Below are 17,587 nucleotides of genomic sequence, written 5' to 3' on the forward strand. Positions count from 1 at the left end.
ATGACAAACACTGAAACCGCCGGAAACATGATCAAGTGGGACCAGGACGCCGACGGCATCGTCGTGCTGACGATGGACGATCCCAACCAGGGCGCCAACACGATGAACGAGCTGTACAAGGACTCGATGGGCGCGACGGTCGACCGCCTCGAGGCCGAGGTCGATTCCATCACCGGTGTCGTGATCACCTCGGCGAAGAAGACCTTCTTCGCCGGCGGTGACCTCAACAACCTCATCAAGGCGCAGCCCGAGGACGCTCAGCAGGTGTTCGACGAGGTTCAGGGCATCAAGGCGCAGCTGCGCCGGCTCGAGAAGCTCGGCAAGCCTGTTGTTGCCGCCATCAACGGCGCGGCTCTCGGCGGCGGACTCGAAATCGCACTCGCGACACATCACCGCATTGCTGCGAACGTGTCCGGCGTCCAGCTCGGACTGCCCGAGGTCTCCCTCGGCCTGCTCCCCGGCGGCGGCGGCGTCACCCGCATCACCCGACTGCTCGGCATCCAGAACGGCTTCATGACCGTTCTGGCGCAGGGCACCCGGTTCCGTCCGGAGAAGGCTCTCGAGATCGGCCTGGTTCACGAATTGGTCGGCAGCATCGACGAATTGGTGCCCACCGCCAAGGCGTGGATCAAGGCCAACCCCGAGGGCGGCGTCGCACCGTGGGACGTCAAGGGCTACAAGATCCCCGGCGGAACGCCGTCGAACCCGAAGCTCGCGCAGATCCTGCCTGCCTTCCCGTCCAACCTGCGCAAGCAGATCAAGGGCGCACCGATGCCGGCTCCGCGCGCGATTCTCGCTGCGGCAGTAGAGGGTGCGCAGGTCGACTTCGACAATGCATCCACCATCGAGTCGCGGTACTTCACCGAGCTGGTCACCGGACTGGTGTCCAAGAACATGATTCAGGCGTTCTTCTTCGACCTGCAGGCGATCAACGCCGGCAAGTCTCGCCCCGACGGCATCGAGAAGACCACCTTCACCAAGGTCGCGGTTCTCGGCGCAGGCATGATGGGCGCGGGTATCGCGTACGTGTGTGCCAAGGCCGGTATCGACGTGGTGCTCAAGGACGTCGCCATCGAGTCGGCGCAGAAGGGCAAGGCGTACTCCGAGGCCATCGAGGCCAAGGCGCTCTCGCGTGGCAAGACCACCCAGGAGAAGTCCGACGCTCTGCTCGCACGTATCCACCCGACGGCCGATGCCAAGGACGGCGAAGGTGCCGACCTCGTCATCGAGGCCGTCTTCGAGTCGGAAGAGCTCAAGCAGAAGGTGTTCCAGGAGATCGAGGATCTCGTCGATCCGACGGCGCTGCTCGGTTCCAACACCTCGACGCTGCCCATCACGAGCCTCGCTCAGGGCATCAAGCGTCAAGAAGATTTCATCGGAATCCACTTCTTCTCGCCCGTCGACAAGATGCCGCTGGTGGAGATCATCCGCGGCGAGAAGACGTCGGATGCGGCTTTGGCCAAGGCATTCGATCTGGTGCAGCTCATCAAGAAGACCCCGATCGTCGTCAACGACAGCCGCGGCTTCTTCACCTCGCGCGTGATCGGCACCTTCATCAACGAGGCCATCGCGATGCTGGGCGAGGGCGTGGAGCCGTCGACCATCGAGCAGGCCGGTCTGCAGGCCGGTTACCCGGCTGCGCCGCTGCAGCTTTCGGACGAGCTCACGCTCAACCTGATGCAGAAGATCCGCAAGGAGACCTACGACGCCATCAAGGCTGCCGGTGGAACTCCGCCCGAGGATCCGGCCGGCGAGGTCATCGACAAGATGGTCGACGAGTTCGAGCGTCCGTCGAAGGCCAAGGGTGCGGGCTTCTACGAGTACGAGGACGGCAAGCGCGCCGGCCTGTGGCCCGGACTGCGTGATGCCTTCAAGTCGGGCTCGGCGGACATCCCGTTCGAGGACCTCAAGGAGCGCATGCTGTTCATCGAGGCCATCGAGACGCAGAAGTGCTTCGACGAGGGTGTCCTGAACACCACCGCCGACGCCAACATCGGCTCGATCTTCGGCATCGGTTTCCCGGCGTGGACGGGTGGCGTGCACCAGTACGTCGTCGGCTACCCGGGAGGTCAGGCCGGATTCGTCACTCGTGCAGACGAATTGGCGAAGAAGTACGGCGAGCGTTTCCAGGTTCCGGCCTCGCTGCGCTAGTGCCAAGGCAGTGGTGTGGTTAAGTGCCGCCTGTGGCACATAACCGCACCACTGCGCGGAGCGCACTCAACCGCGATGCGCGATCAACCTCTCGGCGCCGTCTGTGAATTGTTGTTTCATCAATTCGCAGGCGGCGTCGATGTCGTTTCGAAACAGAGCCTCGATGAGTTTCTCGTGGTTACGCACAGCTGCTCGACCCCAGTCGCGGTCGGCGGCGTAGAGCCGAGTGGGTGTGTAGCGAGTGGCGTTGTTGAGGAACCACGCCAGTTTGGCGGAATCGGCGAGGCGATTGAGGACTCGGTGGAACTCGAATTCACAGTTTTCGACTTCCTCGGGTCTGCCGTCCTCGACGGCTGTGGACAGCGCCGCGGTCAGCTCGGCGAGCCGGTCGAGCTCTGCTCGGGTGATCTTCGGGGCCGCGCGGCGCACCAGTTCGACGGCGATCGTGCCCTGCAGCCAGAAGATGTCGACGATGTCGGTCGGCGTCAGGGGCGACACCACGTAACCGCGGTGCGGAACGAGCTCCACGATGCCCTCGCCGCGCAAGGTCAGTAGCGCCTCACGCACCGGGGTGACACTGACGCCGAGCTGGGCTGCGGTCTCGTCGAGCCGAATGAAGTCTCCGGGACTCGCCTCTCCGGACATGATGCGGTGCCGGACGTGGCTGGCGACTTCCTCGGACAACTGCGGCCGTCGCCTCAGAGCCGTCCGCTTGTCTGCCATGTCGAAAAGCCAATCACATCGAGGGCTTGGTGCGAAGCACGACCTTCGCGACGGGTTCGACGACGCGGGCGGCAATCGGCCCCAGAATGGCCATCAGCAGCACGTACGCCGTCGCCAGGGCTGCGAGTTCGCCCTCCACCGCGCCTGCCGCCACGGCGAGTCCGGCGATGACGATCGAGAACTCGCCGCGAGCGACCAGCGCTGCACCGGCGCGCAGCCGTCCCGGTCTCCCGATTCCCTGACGCCCTGCCGCCCACCAGCCGGTCGCGATCTTGGTGGCTGTCGTCGTGACCGCGAGTACCACCGCCCAGCCCAGTACCGGTGGGATGGTCGCGGGGTCGGTGGCCAGACCGAACACCACAAAGAACATCGCCGCGAACAAGTCGCGGAGCGGTTCGAGAATGCGGGTGGCGTTGTCGGCGGTCGACCCGGAGATCGCGATCCCGAGCAAGAAGGCACCGACGGCGGCCGAGACCTGCAGCTCCGACGCGATGCCGGCCACCAGCAGCGCCGATCCGAGGACTTTGAGCAGGACGACTTCACGGTCGGGGCTGTCGACGATCGCCGAGACGAATCGGCCGTATTTCAGCGCGACGACCAAGACAAAGGTGATGACGAACAGTGAGATGCCGAGGGCTTCGAGCCCGCCGAGGAAGCTCACTCCGCTCAGCACGGCGGTGAGGATCGGCAGGTAGATGGCCATCGCGAGGTCCTCGAACACGAGAATCGACAGCACGACGGGCGTTTCGCGGTTTCCGAGACGGCCTAGATCGGTGAGGACTTTGGCGATGATGCCCGACGAGGAGATGTAGGTGACTCCGCCCAGCACCAGCGCTCCGACCCCACCCCAGCCCAGGAGCAGCGCGACGACGGCACCCGGCGCGGAGTTCAGCACGATGTCGACCACGCCGGCCATCCAGGATCGGCGTAGTCCGGTGACGAGTTCGGCGGCGGTGTATTCGAGTCCGAGCAGGAGCAGCAGCAGGATGACGCCGATTTCGCTGGCGATCTCACTGAATTCGTCGATGCCGCCGAGGGTCACGATGCCGCCGTTGCCGAAGGCCAGCCCACCGAGTAGGTAGAACGGGATGGGGGAGACGCCGATGCGGCCGGCGAGCCGGGCGAGGAGTCCGAGGGCGAAGAACACGGCACCCAGCTCGGTGAGGGCGAGCGCGCTCTCGGCCACGGCTCAGACCCGACTGATCTCAGGCATTGCCGAGCAATTTGGCTGCGGCATCCAGTCCCTCTGCAGTACCGACTGCGACCAACAGGTCGCCTGCGGCAAGTGTGAAGTCGGGGGTGGGTGACGGTTGTACCTGGCCGGCGCGCATGACAGCGACGACGGATACTCCGGTTCTGGTGCGCATGGTGGTGTCGCCGAGCGTGCGGCTGACGAACCGTGAATTCGGGTGAATGGGAAGTTGGCGAGTGTTGATTCCGGGGAGTTCGCGATGCTCTTCCCCGAGCTGAGCGATGAGTTGCGGCGACCCGAGCAGAGTGCCCAGAGCCGCCGCTTCCTCATTGCTCAGCGTGATCGATGCCTGCGTGGCATCGGGGTCGTCCTTGCGCGAGACGATCAGCTCGTTCGCGCCGTCCTTGCGGGTGATGACGCCTATGCGTCTCCCGGAAGAGAGGGCGAAATCCTTCCGCACCCCGATTCCGGGTAGCAGGGTCACTTCGACGTTCATGGTCGAAATGCTAGCCCTGCAGGTAACGCGCTATCGCAGGATCAGGATGCGACGGCAGCCAGGAGGGCTTCGCGCTGGTTGGCACCGAGTCCACCGATACGGCGGGTATCGGCGATGGACAGCTGCTCGAGCAGCTGTGCGGCGCGCACCGATCCAACACCCGGCAGGGCCTTGATCAGGGCGGACACCTTGGTCTTCTTGACGATCTCGTCGTTCTCCGCCTTGGCGAGAACGTCAGCGACGCTGAGCTCGCCGGACTTGACGGATGCGAGCAGCTTCGACCGCGCAGTGCGTGCCTCGGCCGCCTTGGCCAGCGCCGCGGTGCGCTGTTCCGGTGTCAATACTGGTAAAGCCATGGCCTGTTCTCCTCGATTGTGGTGACCCGTCGCTCGTTGACAGGTCTCGACCCTCTTGCATCGTGCCTGGTGGCTCTTCCAATCTAACCGAACAACACGGATGTCATTCACGGTCGAACCACCGAACCTTCCCAGCCAGGCTACGTCCTGGCCGAATCGGGGTGTGCCCCGACCAGCACTTCGGCCCTACCGGGCCTGTTCACCGCGACCGTCGGAGGCTGCTGATCGGGGTCGTCGAACGCCTTATCGGGGCGGTCGGATTGTTATCCTGTGGGCATGTTGCGTACCAGAGGACTGCTCGCCGGACTGGCTGCGTCGTTGCTCCTTGTCGTCGGCGCGGGGACCGCGCCCGCCGCTCCGATCAACGTTCCGTGGTCACCCGACGACGCGCTCGACTCCGAAGTTAGCTTCGAGTCCGGTGGCGTCACCTTCTACGGCAGCCTTCGCACGCCAGTGGGCGACACTCGCGGCGTCGCTTTGGTGCTGCCGGGCAGCGGGCCCACCGATCGCAACGGGAACTCGGGTGGTCTCCACCTGAACACGACTGCGTATGTTGCCGACGAGCTGTCCAGACGAGGTATCGCGAGTCTGCGATTCGACAAGCTCGGCAGCGGCCGCACCGGACTGGCCGGGGTCGATCCGAACAACCCTCCCGGCTTCGATGCACAGGTTCGCAATGCTGCGGATGCACTGGCGTTCCTGCAGCAGCGCACGGGTGTCGGAGCGGATCGCACTACCGTGATCGGGCACAGCGAGGGTGCGCTGACGGCATTGCGCCTGGCCGACGCCGACAGTACGTCCTTCACCCGGGTCGGTCTGCTCGCGCCTCTGTCGATCCGATACCTGGACCTACTGACCGCCCAGGTCGATCGCAACATCGATCAGGCGGTGGCGACCGGCCAGTTCACCGAGGAGCGGGCCGCATCGTCACGGGATCGCTTCGCGCAGGCCGTCGCCGACATTCGTGCGGGACGGCCGGTGTCCGCCGAGTCGGACCCGATCGTCGACGGTCTGGGTCTGCGGCAGAACGCCACTTTCCTGCGCGAAGCGGATGCCACCGACCCGGCGACTCTGGCTGCGGCACTCCCGGACTCGTATTCGTCGTTCCTGACGTGTTCCGACAAGGACCTCAACGTCTCCTGCGGTCAAGTCGACAACGTGCGAGAGGCTTTGGAGCACACCGATCTCGACTTCGCGCACTTCGCCGACAGCTCACACTCGTTGGGCGAGCTCGGCCCGCTGCCCGCGGATCCGAACATCGCAGTTGCACCGCTGCCGCTCTCGTCGGAGTTCCGCGATGCGTTCGGCCGCTGGGTCGACGGCCTCTGATCTATCGAGTGCGCAGCTACGTCGTCGCCACCGGACAACCGCGAACGCGCGGTGCAGCGAGGGTGCCCAGGTCGCTCGGCTCGTAGCCGTCCGGATAGCCGGGATAGGTCTTGTTCGACGGGTCGGCGGTGGTGCGCGATCGGGTTCGCTTCGGAAGGAACCGCTCCACGCTGGCCTTGGCGCGCAACGCCCGCACGGCGGTCCGCTCGATCGTCGGCGATCCTGCGGGAAAGCCGAAGGCGTGGGCCATTCGGTCGTCGAGCAGTGCGAAGACTCCCTGCTTCACGGCAGGGGTCAGCACAGCAGGAAACCACGAGCAGTACAGATCGAGGGTGTAGGTGCCGATCCGTCGGTTGTCCTCGCTGAAGCGGAAGGTGCGCTCCTCGTAGTCGAGCTTGAACTGCGCGAGCTCGGTGTACGACTCCGGAATGTGTTTGATGCCCATCCGCTTTCCCACTTCGCAGTAGAAGTGGAACGTCGCGAGTCGTTCCTTGGGGTGCAGGCGACGCCACCCGTAGGTGTCGATCCACTCGATGGGCTCGTAGATGAACGTCGTCAGCACGTACAGCATGTCGTCGTTCGAGATGTCGTACTGCGCATGCATCCGGTTGACCATCCGAAGCGATTCACGGCCCCGCTCGGACTCGTACCCGTGCTCGACCATCTCGGCCATCAGCAACGCGGTGTCGTCGTAGCGCTTCTGCGGGCGCTTCTCGAATTCTCCGGTCGCGGCGAGCAACTCGGAGATCGTCGGCACGCAGTACGTACGAAACAGCGCGAACTCGAGGGCACGTTGGTAGTCCCACGGAAACTCGTAGCCGGCGGTGATCCGGTGAATCGTCTGACAGTCCCGCACCGGGTCCATTTCCTCGATGCGGGCCAGCCAGCCGAAGCGCCCCTTCTTCGGTGTGACGTTCATGGTCAGCCGCGTCCGTGCCGAAGCTTCAGTGCGAGAACGGAGAGCTTCATGTTTCGCGCCTTGCGCTTCATCGTCAGCAGGTTCACCGGAGCGGCGAAGCTCTGCACCGTCATCGACTTCACGGTGCTGAATTCGCGCAGACCGTCGGCCCCGTGGATCCGGCCGAACCCCGAATCGCCGGTGCCGCCGAACGGCAACGCCGGAACACCGGCGAAGCCGAGTACCGAGTTGACCGTGACGATTCCGCAGTCGAGCTTCTCCGCGGCGCGCCTACCCACCGCATCGTCCTGGGTGAACACCGACGCTCCCAGTCCGTACTTGGAGGCATTGGCTCGCTCGATGGCCTCGTCCAGATCTCGGACCTTGTTGACGACGACCGTCGGACCGAACGTTTCCTCGGTGATGGCCGTGGAATCCTCGGGCACCTCGGTCAGGACCACCGGGTCGATGTAGGGCCCGTGCAGCGAATCGAGTCCTCCGACAACGGCTTTGCCACCCCTGGCCAGCGCGTCCTCGATCTGGCCCCGCACGATCTCGCTCTGCTTGCCCAGGGTCATCGGACCGTAGGACGAGGACTTCGTTCCACCGGGTTTCAGGGCCTTCACCGCGGCGGTGAAGTCGGTGACGAATCGGTCGTACACGGGAGCTGCGACGTAAATGCGTTCGACACCCGCGCAGGTCTGACCGGCATTGCCCATTGCGCCGAACGTCGCGAATTCCACTGCCGCAGCGATGTTCGCGTCGGAGTCGACGAGCATCGCGTCCTTACCGCCGCACTCGGCGACCAGCGGCGTAAGCGACTTCGCGCACGTGGCCATCACCTTCTTGGCCGTCGCGGTGGAGCCGGTGAACGCGATCTTGTCGACGCCGGATTCCACCAGGGCCGTGCCCGTGGACCCGTCGCCGGTGACCGTCTGGAAGACCGGATGCGGAGCGGCCATCGAGGCCCACTTCTCGGCCAGCCAGACCCCGACGCCCGGGGTGAGCTCGCTGGGCTTGAACACCACGGTGTTGCCTGCGGCGAGCGCGTACGCGATCGATCCCATCGGGGTGTACAGCGGATAGTTCCACGGCCCGATGACCCCGACGACGCCGAACGGGCGGTAGCCCACGTAGGCCTTCTGGTTGACGGCGAGCAGACCTGATCCGACCTTGCGCTGCCGAAGAGTCTTCTCGGCATTGCGCGCGGCCCAGTCGAGATGTTCGACGCCCAACATGACCTCGAGCAGCGAGTCCTCGTCGGGCTTACCGGTTTCGGCGGCGATGACGGTCGCCAGGCTCGCGGCGTCCCGGGCGATGGCGGACTTGAATTCGAGCAACCAACGCTTCCGTCCGACGAAGCCCTGCAGGTCCCACCAGCGCGCGGCCGACCGGGCGCGCGCGACGGACGCGGCCACTTCAGCGGCATCCGCGACCGGATAAGTGGCGAGGGTGGTTCCCGTTCGCGGGTCGAGGCTCTCGAAGGTGGCGTCGTTCGTTCGTTCGATCTGGTCCGTCACGGGTTCCATCCTCCAGCGGATCGCATCACATATATTTGATGTGATTCAATGTTGTCCAGGCCACACTATGCGTCACCTTCGGTTGCTACAACCCCGCCGCCCGGCCGTGCAGGAGCAGGATTCTCGATGAGTATTGCCATTCCGCGTCGGCCGCAACTGTCCGAGGACGTGGCCGGGAGCATTCGCCAACGGATCGTGACCGGAGCCCTACCGCCCGGCTCCTTCGTGCGGATCGAGGAAGCGGCGGCAGAACTCGGGGTCAGCGCAACTCCGGTCCGCGAAGCGCTCGTCGCACTGCGCGGCGAAGGACTGGTGGAGCAGGTGCCGCATCGCGGCTACCGCGTGAACGAGTTGACGGCGCAGGACGTCGACGACATCTTCTGGCTGCAAGGCACCATCGCGGGCACACTCGCCGGCCGTGCAGCGACCGTCGTCACCGGCGAGCACCTGGACCACTTGAGCACACTCAACGACGGTTTGCGCGACGCCGTCGCCCGCTCCGACACCGAATCGGTGGAGCGCCACGAGTTCGAGTTCCACAAGTGCGTCAACAAGATCGCCGGCGGAATGAAACTGGCGTGGTTCCTTCTCGGTGCGGTGAAGTACACGCCGCGGTTGTACGCGACCGACACGGCGTGGGGTGAGGACGCGGTACGCAGCCACGAACAACTGATCGAGGCCTTCCGCCGGCGCGACGTCGACGCCGCTGCCGACGTGATGCGCCGCCAGTTCCGGAAGTGGGACATTCGATAGAACGGGCCCACTTCCGAAAAGGCCGGTCAGCTCAGGTGATGCGGCTGCGGGTGCGCCTTGTGTCCTTCGTCCGATCCCTCGCTGTCCTGATGACCGTCGGACGCACACTGTGTGCCCGAGCCGGCCGGAACCATCGAGATGATCACCGACTTCGAGGTGGGGGTGTTGCTGTGCAGCGCAGTCGAGTCCAACGGGATGAGCGGGTTGGTCTCCGGGTAGTACGCGGCAGCCGATCCACGCGGGGTGTCGTACTCGACGATCCGGAACGACGACGCGCATCGCTCCACATCGTCGTCGTCCCATTTGGTGATCAGGTCGACCATGTCTCCGTCGCGGAACCCGAGCGAGGAGATGTCTTCTCGGTGCAGGAAGATGACGCGACGGCCGTTCTCGATGCCGCGGTACCGATCGCTGAGGCCGTAGATGGTGGTGTTGAACTGATCGTGGCTGCGCAGCGTCTGCAGAATCAGATGTCCCGGCGGAACCTGTAGGACGTCGATCGGCGAGACCGCGAATTCACCTAGGCCACTCTTGGTCTCGAACGTACGGCTGTCGCGGGGAGGGTGCGGAAGGATGAAACCGCCGGGGCGTCGAACATTGACCTCGTAGCCCTCGCAGCCGGCGACGACACGAGAGATGTGCTGGCGAATGTTGCGGTAATCGTCGCGGTAACCCTTCCAATCGAGGCCGTATCGGTCACCGAGCGTGGCCTCGGCAATACCGCTGACGATCGCGACCTCTGAGCGCAGGTACGGGCTCGCAGGCTTGAGGGGACCGCGGGACGAGTGCACCGAGCAGGTCGAATCCTCGACCGAGATCCACTGCTCGCCACTGGCTTGCACGTCCTTCTCGGTGCGCCCCAACGTGGGCAGAATCAAGGCGGTCTCGCCGCACACCAGGTGCGAACGGTTGATCTTGGTGGAGATCTGCACCGTCATCCGCATCTTGCGCAGTGCCTCGAACGTGACGTCACTGTCCGGCGTCGCCTGAACGAAGTTGCCGCCGAGTCCGAGGAAGAAGTGCGCCTTGCCATCGCGCATTGCCCGGATGGAATCGACGGTGTCCAAGCCGTGCTCACGCGGCGGCTCGAAGTCGAACTCCGCGGCCATCGCGTCGAGGAAGGCCACCGGCGGGCGCTCCCAGATGCCCATCGTTCGGTCGCCCTGCACGTTGGAGTGGCCGCGCACCGGCAGAAGCCCGGCTCCGGCCTTGCCGATGTTGCCTTGAGCGAACGCGAGATTGGTGACTTCCTTGATGGTGGCAACGGCGTTGCGGTGCTGCGTCAATCCCATCGCCCAGCAGAAGACGGTGGCCTTGGAGTCGCGCAGCATCTCGGCGGCCTCAGTGATCTGCGCGACCGACAGCCCGGTGACTTCGGTGACGAGATCCCAGTCGACCTCGGCGACGTGCGCCTTCCACGCGTCGAAGCCGACCGTGTAGTTGTCGAGGAACTCGTGATCGAGTGCGTCCCACTTCACCAGCAGTGAGCCGAGGGCCTGGAAGAGTGCGAGATCGCCGTTGATCTTGATCGAGAGGTGCAGATCCGACAGGTCCGTTCCCGGTCCCACCATGCCGCGCGGGGTCTGCGGGTTCTTGAAGTTCAGCAGACCCGCTTCGCGAAGAGGGTTGATGGACAGGATCTTTGCGCCGTTCTGCTTCGCCATCTCGAGGGCCGAGAGCATACGGGGATGATTGGTGCCGGGGTTCTGACCGGCCAGGATGATCAATTCGGCGTTGTGGACGTCGTCGAGCGTGACGCTCGCCTTGCCGATGCCGATGGATTCTTGCAGCGCGATCGACGTCGACTCGTGGCACATGTTCGAGCAGTCGGGCATGTTGTTGGTGCCGAACGAGCGCGCGAACAACTGGTACGTGAACGCGGACTCGTTGGACGCGCGGCCCGAGGTGTAGAAGATGGCCTCGTCCGGGCTGGCCAGGCTCTTCAGCTCGTCACCGATCAGCCGGAACGCGTCGTCCCATTCGATGGGCTCGTAGTGGCTGCCGCCGGGCAGCTTGATCATCGGATGCGTGATGCGGCCCTGCTGTCCGAGCCAGTGCTCGGTGTGGGAGTCCAGCTCGGCAATGCTGTGCTGCGCGAAGAACTCCGGAGTTGCCCGCGTCGTCGTGGCCTCTTCGGCGACGGCCTTGGCGCCGTTCTCGCAGAACTCCGCTGCATGACGATGACCGGGATCGGGATCCGGCCACGCGCAACTCATGCAGTCGAAACCTTCTGCCTGGTTGAGCTTGAGCAGCGTCTGCGCGGTGCGCACCGGACCCATATGTCCCAGGGCGCGCTTCATCGACACCGCGACGGCAGTAGCGCCCGCCGCATGGGTCTTCGGCTTCTCGATGTCGAGATCGGCCTCGTCGACGTCGCTGTCCGTGCGTCTCATGCGGGTCCCTTCGTTGCGTTAACCCCCGCACTCGACCATAGCCTTCGGCTCAGCCGGCGAGGAGCTTGGTCACCAGATCCACGTACTGCTGCTTCGCCGAATCCTGGCTCGTACCTTCGAGCTTCGCCCAGGCATCGAACTTTGCACGGTTCACCATGTCCAGCCGCCCGGGCCGCTTACCCGTGACGTCGCCGATCGAACCCTGCTTGTAGAGCGAGTAGAGGCTGAGCAGATCGTCGTTGCTCGGCTTGGACGTGAGCTTCTTGACGTCTACCTGCGCGTCGGCGAACGACTGATCGAGATCGGACATGAAAAGAGCTCCTTCGGTTAGAGGTGGAGTCATCCTCGCACGGAGGCCTCGGAAATCAGCCGGATGCAGTGCGTTACGAGCGCCTCGCGGGACGCGGTGACGGTGCCGTCGAGGTAGCCGATGAACAGGGCGGTCAATGCGCCGACGGTTCCGACGGCGACCAGCTGCCGGTCCGCGGTGTCGGGAAGTTGTGAATGCACCAACTCGACGAAGCCCGGAAGCAAATCCAGGCCGCGTCGGCTCAGCGCCGGTTCCGCCAGCGGGGCGATGAGTAGCACCCGTCCGGTTCTCGGTTCGTCGATGATGAGTTCGACGAATGCCCGCACCGGCGCGGCGATGGCGTCCTCGGGTGACGCACTGGACATGGCGTTCTCCAGGGCCGTCCGCGCGCGCGACCCGACCCAGGCATACACCGCCCGGACGAACGTGTCCCGGTCGGTGAAGCCCTCGTAGAAGTAGCGCTCGGTGAGCCCCGCGGTTCGACACACGGCCCGAACGTTGACGGCCGGGCCGTCCGGAGAGCCGAGAAGCTCGACGCCCGCGGCGAGCAATGCGTCGTACCGCTTGGTTCTGCGCTCCTCCAACTGTTGACTACGCATGTTGTCGAACTTAGTCTGACAACATGCGTAGTCAGGACGACCGCCCCGTCCCGCTCGGTCCCGAATCGCTCACCTGGAGGTATTTCGGCGATTGGCGCGGCATGCTGCAGGGCGTCTGGGCAGGGTCGATGCAGAACATGCACCCGGGGCTCGGAGCCGGGGTGGAGCAGCACTCGACGTTCTTCGACGAGCGGTGGCAGCGTTTGTACCGATCGCTGTATCCCATCGGTGGGGTCGTGTTCGACGGCGACCGAGCAGAGGAGACCGCGCTGCAGGTCCGCGGGTACCACGCGAACATCAAGGGAATCGACTCCCGAGGCCGCAAGTATCACGCCCTCGATCCCGACACGTTCTATTGGGCGCACGCCACCTTCTTCATGGGCACCGTGCTCACTGCAAACCACTTCATGGGCGGGCTTACCGAGTCACAGAAAGTGCAACTGTTCGACGAGCACGTGCAGTGGTACCGGCTCTACGGCATGAGTATGCGTCCGGTTCCCGCGAGCTGGCCTGAATTCCAGAAGTACTGGGACAACATGTGCCGAAACGTGTTGGAGGACAACATGGCTGCGCGCGGGGTACTCGACCTGTCGAAGCTGGGGCCGCCGCCGTACGCGGCCTGGGTGCCTTCGCGCGTGTGGGCGGTGCTGCGGCGTCCGGTGGCGAGGCTGTTCGTATGGATCACCGTCGGGCTCTACGACGAGCCGGTCCGTGAACTACTCGGCTACCGCTGGTCTGCACGCGACGAGCGCCGGTTCGCCCTGTTCGGGAAGGTCGTCGACCTGGTGTTCGGGCTGCTGCCTCCGCGTCGTCGACGGCATCCGCGCGCCCGGGCCGGCTGGGATCGTGTTGCCGGCCGAGTGTCGGCAACCGCACCGCTGGTGCACACGCCGGCTCGTAACCTGCCACCCGTCACGCGGCGATCCAACCCGTCGCACTACAGCCCGAAGGTGTAAATCGACGCTGTCGGGGTACCACACGGGGTATGCACAACGTCAGAACCGGAACCGGAACCCCGATCGTCCTCGTTCATGGGCTCGGGTCCTCGCATCGAAACTGGGACCCGATCGTCCCCGCTCTCGCCAAGCATCGCGAGGTCATCGCCCTCGACCTGCCCGGGTTCGGGCAGACTCCGCCTTTGGCAGAGGTTTCCATCGCGTCGTTGACCGACGCGTTGAGGGAGTTCCTCGACAACGAGGGACTGGCCGACGCAGACCTCGTCGGTAGCTCGATGGGTGCGCGCATGGTCGTCGAACTGGCCCGCCGCGGTCATCGCGGGTCGATGGTGGCCCTCGATCCAGGCGGATTCTGGAACGACCGTCAGGTCAAGATCTTCGGAGCAACCATCACGGCTTCGTTGGCGCTGATGAAGAACGTGCAGCCCCTGGTGCCGTTCTTGGCCGGCAATCCGGTCACCAGGACTGCCGCGCTGGCGCAGTTCTCGGCTGCCCCGTGGAAGTTGCCGAGCGGATTGGTGGAGCGGGAGCTGAAGGGCTTCTCGGCCAAGACCTCGCCATCCCTGGACGCCGCGCGCAAGGCGTTGATCAACGGGCCCAAGCAGATGGGCGCAGCCAAAGGAACGTTGAACGGCTCCCTGCTCATCGGCTGGGGCCGTCAGGACAAGGTGACGACGCCCAGCCAGGCGAAGGTGGCGCTGGAGCGATTCCCCGACGCCACCCTTCACTGGTTCGACAAATGCGGACACTTCCCGCATTGGGATCAGCCCGTCGAGACTGCTCGAGTCATTCTCCGGGCGACGGGTCGCTGACGCTCCATGTGCACGCGAAGCCTTCGGTCGTTCCGCGGGCTCCACTCCGTGCTCGTAGCCTGCTACGAGGTTCCACTCACATGGGTCAGCCGTTCCACCAAGGGCGCAGCGGTAAGTTCGCCTGTCCCTTCGGCCCGAGCTTGACGGCCAGAACCTGGTGCAGCTGAACGACATTGCGCTCGAAGCCCAAGCGGGACCCGGCCATGTACAAACCCCACACCCGGGCCGTTCCTTCGCCCGCCTCGGCGACACATGCGTCCCAGTTGTCGACGAGGTTTCGGCACCATCCGGCGAGGGTCAGCGCGTAGTGCTCGCGCAGGTTCTCCTCGTGGCGGACCTCGAGGCCGACGTCCTGGATTTCGGTGATGATGCGTCCGGATCCGGTGAGTTCGCCGTCGGGGAAGACGTAGCGGTCGATGAAGCTGCCGGCCTTGGAATGGGCGCGGTTGTCGGGCCGGGTGATCGAGTGGTTGAGCAGTCGGCCACCGTCACGCAGCTTGGACTGGATGAACGAGAAGTACGACGGGTAATTCTGCACACCGATGTGCTCGGTCAGCCCGATCGACGAGATCGCGTCGAAGTTGGTCTCGGGCACGTCGCGGTAGTCCGAGAAGCGAACCTCGGCGAGATCGGAGAGACCTTCGTCAACGATCGCCTTCTGCGCCCACGACGCCTGTTCCTGGGAGAGCGTCACGCCGATCACCTGAACGCCGCGTCGGGCGGCGTAGCGCACCATCGAGCCCCAGCCGCAGCCGATGTCGAGCAGGCGGTCGCCCGGCTTCAGGCCGAGCTTGTCGAACACCAATCGATACTTGTTCTCCTGGGCGGCTTCCAGAGACTGATCCGCGCTTTCGAACGCCGCACACGTGTACGTCATCGAGGGGCCGAGCACCTTCTCGTAGAAGGCGTTGGAGACATCGTAATGGTGGTGGATCGCTTCGGCGTCGCGAGTCTTGGAGTGGCGCAGACCTTCTGCGATTCGACGCCACCGCGGAATCGCCTCCTGCGGCGGGGGAGCGATGGGCCGCAACACGTCCCAGCCGAGTGAACGCGCGATCGAGGTCAGCGTCATCGCAGACGGGCGACGGAAATGCAGCTCGTCACCCATCAGAGCGAGCAGCTCGTACGGATCACCGGGATGGACTCCGGTGGCCTCCAGATCGCCCGATACGTAGGCCCGCGCCATGCCCAGATCGCCGGGAGCGGTTGCGAGATAGGTGGTTCCGCGTGGGCTCTTGAGGTTGAGGCCGATCTTCGCGTCCTCGGGTCCGGCGGTACTGCCGTCGTATGCGGTGAAACGCAGTGGAATGTTGCCGTCGGAGATCAGTTCCAGGATCTCGGAGATCTTGAGCTTCTGGGCACCGCTCACCGTGCGATTGCCTGAGTCCTTGAACGTCGTCATCTGCGTTGCACCGCCTTCGAGTACAAATCCAACAATCGGGATTCGGGATCGTATTTCTTTTTCAGTTGGATGTAGCTTTCGCCGCCGTACAGCACGGCAAATTCATCTTCGGTGTAGTAAGCGTCCGAGTACAGCGATTTGTGCCCGGCGAAGTCGGTGACCTTCTTTTCGATGGCACGGTTCGCGGCACCCTCGGGTTCGCCGTCGATAATCGGGACGGACGACCAGAAACCGATGTTGACGTAGGTACGTCGGGGTTCGAGTGGATACAGCGGCCACGGGCGCGTCGGGTCGGCTCCGGGAGTTGCCGGCTCACGAAGACGCAACGGGCACAACCACAACGGCTCGATGGGAACGTTGTCGAGGAACCACGACACGAAGCCGGTGGTGTGTTCGATCGGAACCTCGACATCCTGCACCACGCGTTCGCGCGGCGGATTGCCCTTGCGCTTCTCCAGCCGATCGCCGATGTCGTACTTACGATCCAGCCCGATCAATTGCCAGTAGAAGCTGCTGCGCCGATACTTACGCGGCCAGAAGCGTCGGATCTTCGGGTTCTGAGTTCCGAATGCGCGCGAGCACCAGAACCAGTCGGTGTCCCAGCGCCACAGATAGTCGTGAATGGTCAGTCGATCGGTTTTCGGCGTGTCCCCGTCGTGCTGGATCGAACGGTAGAAGATGTCTGCCCCGGTGTAGTCGCTGACCGGTCCGGGTTCGTCGGTCTGGACTCCCAGCGTCAGGTAACTTTCGTCGGTACTGAAGACCACGCCGTCGAGGTAGTGGACCTCGATGCCGTCGTACTCGCGTCGGGTGACGATGTCGTACATCGTGGTCTGGAGGGTCTGGAGGTCGTGAAATCGCAAGTGGCGCAACGCGACATAAGGTAGGACGGCCTCGAGCTGAATTTTCAGCCGGGTCGAGTAGCCGAGGGTTCCGTAGGAATTCGGGAAGCCCCAGTACAGATCGGCATGTTCGCCCTCGGGTGTTGCGGTGACGATCTCGCCGCTGCCGGTGAGGACGTCGATCTCGAGAACCGACTCGTGCGGCAGACCACTGCGAAACGACGTCGACTCGATGCCGAGTCCGGTAACGGCTCCGCCCAGGGTGATCGTCTTGAGTTGCGGGACGACGAGGGGGGCGAGGCCGTAGGGAAGCGTGGCGTCGACGAGGTCCTCGTACGTGCACATGCCGGCGACATCTGCAGTGCGGGCCGCGGCGTCGACAGTGATGACCTTGTTCAGGCCCGACACGTCGAGGCCGGGGGTGTTCGATGTCGTCCTGGCCCGAAACAGGTTGGACGTCTTCTTCGCCAGGCGCACCGTAGCGTCGGTAGGGATCTCTCGATAGCTGCGAAGCAACTGCTCGACACCCGACCGGTGCGCTGAGTATCCGCTCTCTCTCGGTTCTGGCCGTCGTCCGAGAAGAGCATTCACTGAAGCCACGTATCGACGCTATATCTCGTCATGCTCGGTATCCACCGGCACGGACGTCGGACCGGTGAAACTTCACGCAACTGTTGCCGAATGAGGGTGAGAAACCAGAACAATTCGGGCAAAATGGTTGCAACATGCATGTGTTTTGTGTCCCATGAATATTTTTGTGATGCATGCCATATGTCGCTCGACGCGGTGCCGAATCCGGCCGTGAGGCGAGGCAGGATGGACGCACATCCCGTTCGCTATCGAAGGAGTTCGTCC

Annotated in this window: 16 protein-coding genes; 5 read left to right on the forward strand and 11 right to left on the reverse strand. The window is 64.3% G+C overall.

Going from position 1 to position 17,587, the window contains the following annotated elements; all coding sequences use genetic code 11:
- Positions 1–2,151, forward strand: a complete 2,151-nt coding sequence (locus tag ACIGGF_RS13370; protein WP_397521793.1) for a 3-hydroxyacyl-CoA dehydrogenase NAD-binding domain-containing protein — start codon at positions 1–3, stop codon at positions 2,149–2,151.
- A 66-nt stretch (positions 2,152–2,217) separates the two neighbouring features.
- Here ACIGGF_RS13370 and ACIGGF_RS13375 read toward each other — a convergent pair whose 3' ends face one another.
- From ACIGGF_RS13375 to mihF, 4 genes are read right to left on the reverse strand one after another with little or no spacing between them, the layout of a single operon-like run.
- Entirely contained in the window at positions 2,218–2,874 is a 657-nt protein-coding gene (locus tag ACIGGF_RS13375) for a GntR family transcriptional regulator (RefSeq protein WP_397521794.1), read from the reverse strand.
- A gap of 13 nt (positions 2,875–2,887) precedes the next feature.
- Entirely contained in the window at positions 2,888–4,060 is a 1,173-nt protein-coding gene (locus tag ACIGGF_RS13380; protein WP_397521795.1) for a cation:proton antiporter, read from the reverse strand.
- 19 nt (positions 4,061–4,079) lie between these two features.
- On the reverse strand, positions 4,080–4,562 hold the full coding sequence (locus tag ACIGGF_RS13385; protein WP_397521796.1) for a cation:proton antiporter regulatory subunit: 483 nt from the start codon (positions 4,560–4,562) through the stop codon (positions 4,080–4,082).
- Positions 4,563–4,603: 41 nt separating this feature from the next.
- Entirely contained in the window at positions 4,604–4,918 is a 315-nt protein-coding gene (gene mihF / locus ACIGGF_RS13390) for an integration host factor, actinobacterial type (protein WP_008712632.1), read from the reverse strand.
- A gap of 276 nt (positions 4,919–5,194) precedes the next feature.
- On the opposite strand from mihF, the gene ACIGGF_RS13395 reads away from it, so the two are divergent.
- A complete protein-coding gene (locus ACIGGF_RS13395; RefSeq protein ID WP_397521797.1) occupies positions 5,195–6,247 on the forward strand; it encodes an alpha/beta hydrolase in 1,053 nt (350 codons plus the stop codon).
- 16 nt (positions 6,248–6,263) lie between these two features.
- Here ACIGGF_RS13395 and ACIGGF_RS13400 read toward each other — a convergent pair whose 3' ends face one another.
- Positions 6,264–7,166, reverse strand: coding sequence for an oxygenase MpaB family protein (locus tag ACIGGF_RS13400; RefSeq protein ID WP_397521798.1), 903 nt, complete (start codon positions 7,164–7,166; stop codon positions 6,264–6,266).
- Positions 7,167–7,168: 2 nt separating this feature from the next.
- The gene (locus tag ACIGGF_RS13405; protein WP_397521799.1) at positions 7,169–8,674 is read right to left on the reverse strand and encodes an aldehyde dehydrogenase family protein; all 1,506 of its coding nucleotides are present in this window, start codon (positions 8,672–8,674) and stop codon (positions 7,169–7,171) included.
- 117 nt (positions 8,675–8,791) lie between these two features.
- Between ACIGGF_RS13405 and ACIGGF_RS13410 the strand changes: the two genes are divergently transcribed.
- Positions 8,792–9,418, forward strand: a complete 627-nt coding sequence (locus ACIGGF_RS13410) for a GntR family transcriptional regulator (protein WP_397521800.1) — start codon at positions 8,792–8,794, stop codon at positions 9,416–9,418.
- A 26-nt stretch (positions 9,419–9,444) separates the two neighbouring features.
- On the opposite strand, the gene ACIGGF_RS13415 is transcribed toward ACIGGF_RS13410, so the two are convergent.
- The 3 genes from ACIGGF_RS13415 to ACIGGF_RS13425 are packed head-to-tail and all read right to left on the reverse strand — an operon-like array spanning position 9,445 to position 12,720.
- Positions 9,445–11,811: an FdhF/YdeP family oxidoreductase gene (locus ACIGGF_RS13415; RefSeq protein ID WP_397521801.1), complete on the reverse strand. Its 2,367-nt coding sequence runs from the start codon at positions 11,809–11,811 to the stop codon at positions 9,445–9,447.
- Between the two features lie 49 nt (positions 11,812–11,860).
- Complete coding sequence (locus ACIGGF_RS13420) at positions 11,861–12,121, reverse strand: acyl-CoA-binding protein (protein WP_222095017.1); 261 nt, start codon at positions 12,119–12,121, stop codon at positions 11,861–11,863.
- 29 nt (positions 12,122–12,150) lie between these two features.
- Positions 12,151–12,720: a TetR/AcrR family transcriptional regulator gene (locus tag ACIGGF_RS13425; protein WP_397521802.1), complete on the reverse strand. Its 570-nt coding sequence runs from the start codon at positions 12,718–12,720 to the stop codon at positions 12,151–12,153.
- A gap of 23 nt (positions 12,721–12,743) precedes the next feature.
- Here ACIGGF_RS13425 and ACIGGF_RS13430 point away from each other — a divergent pair, with 23 nt between their 5' ends.
- Positions 12,744–13,676: an oxygenase MpaB family protein gene (locus ACIGGF_RS13430; RefSeq protein ID WP_397521803.1), complete on the forward strand. Its 933-nt coding sequence runs from the start codon at positions 12,744–12,746 to the stop codon at positions 13,674–13,676.
- A 29-nt stretch (positions 13,677–13,705) separates the two neighbouring features.
- Entirely contained in the window at positions 13,706–14,488 is a 783-nt protein-coding gene (locus tag ACIGGF_RS13435) for an alpha/beta fold hydrolase (RefSeq protein ID WP_397521804.1), read from the forward strand.
- Between the two features lie 85 nt (positions 14,489–14,573).
- On the opposite strand, the gene ACIGGF_RS13440 is transcribed toward ACIGGF_RS13435, so the two are convergent.
- A complete protein-coding gene (locus tag ACIGGF_RS13440; protein WP_397521805.1) occupies positions 14,574–15,890 on the reverse strand; it encodes a class I SAM-dependent methyltransferase in 1,317 nt (438 codons plus the stop codon).
- Complete coding sequence (locus tag ACIGGF_RS13445; RefSeq protein ID WP_397521806.1) at positions 15,887–17,332, reverse strand: FAD-binding oxidoreductase; 1,446 nt, start codon at positions 17,330–17,332, stop codon at positions 15,887–15,889. Before ACIGGF_RS13445 ends, ACIGGF_RS13440 begins: the two co-directional genes overlap by 4 nt.
- Positions 17,333–17,587 lie beyond the last annotated feature (255 nt).

Origin of the sequence: Rhodococcus sp. NPDC078407 (genome assembly GCF_044542515.1) — a bacterium.
Taxonomy (GTDB): Bacteria; Actinomycetota; Actinomycetes; order Mycobacteriales; family Mycobacteriaceae; genus Rhodococcoides.

Bases quoted from the DNA above. Each gene is read 5' to 3' on its own strand.
- ACIGGF_RS13370 (WP_397521793.1), top strand. From the start codon at position 1: ATGACAAACACTGAAACCGCCGGAAACATGATCAAGTGGGACCAGGAC.
- ACIGGF_RS13375 (WP_397521794.1), bottom strand. From the start codon at position 2,874: ATGGCAGACAAGCGGACGGCTCTGAGGCGACGGCCGCAGTTGTCCGAG.
- ACIGGF_RS13385 (WP_397521796.1), bottom strand. From the start codon at position 4,562: ATGAACGTCGAAGTGACCCTGCTACCCGGAATCGGGGTGCGGAAGGAT.
- mihF (WP_008712632.1), bottom strand. From the start codon at position 4,918: ATGGCTTTACCAGTATTGACACCGGAACAGCGCACCGCGGCGCTGGCC.
- ACIGGF_RS13395 (WP_397521797.1), top strand. From the start codon at position 5,195: ATGTTGCGTACCAGAGGACTGCTCGCCGGACTGGCTGCGTCGTTGCTC.
- ACIGGF_RS13400 (WP_397521798.1), bottom strand. From the start codon at position 7,166: ATGAACGTCACACCGAAGAAGGGGCGCTTCGGCTGGCTGGCCCGCATC.
- ACIGGF_RS13405 (WP_397521799.1), bottom strand. From the start codon at position 8,674: ATGGAACCCGTGACGGACCAGATCGAACGAACGAACGACGCCACCTTC.
- ACIGGF_RS13410 (WP_397521800.1), top strand. From the start codon at position 8,792: ATGAGTATTGCCATTCCGCGTCGGCCGCAACTGTCCGAGGACGTGGCC.
- ACIGGF_RS13415 (WP_397521801.1), bottom strand. From the start codon at position 11,811: ATGAGACGCACGGACAGCGACGTCGACGAGGCCGATCTCGACATCGAG.
- ACIGGF_RS13420 (WP_222095017.1), bottom strand. From the start codon at position 12,121: ATGTCCGATCTCGATCAGTCGTTCGCCGACGCGCAGGTAGACGTCAAG.
- ACIGGF_RS13425 (WP_397521802.1), bottom strand. From the start codon at position 12,720: ATGCGTAGTCAACAGTTGGAGGAGCGCAGAACCAAGCGGTACGACGCA.
- ACIGGF_RS13430 (WP_397521803.1), top strand. From the start codon at position 12,744: ATGCGTAGTCAGGACGACCGCCCCGTCCCGCTCGGTCCCGAATCGCTC.
- ACIGGF_RS13435 (WP_397521804.1), top strand. From the start codon at position 13,706: ATGCACAACGTCAGAACCGGAACCGGAACCCCGATCGTCCTCGTTCAT.
- ACIGGF_RS13440 (WP_397521805.1), bottom strand. From the start codon at position 15,890: ATGACGACGTTCAAGGACTCAGGCAATCGCACGGTGAGCGGTGCCCAG.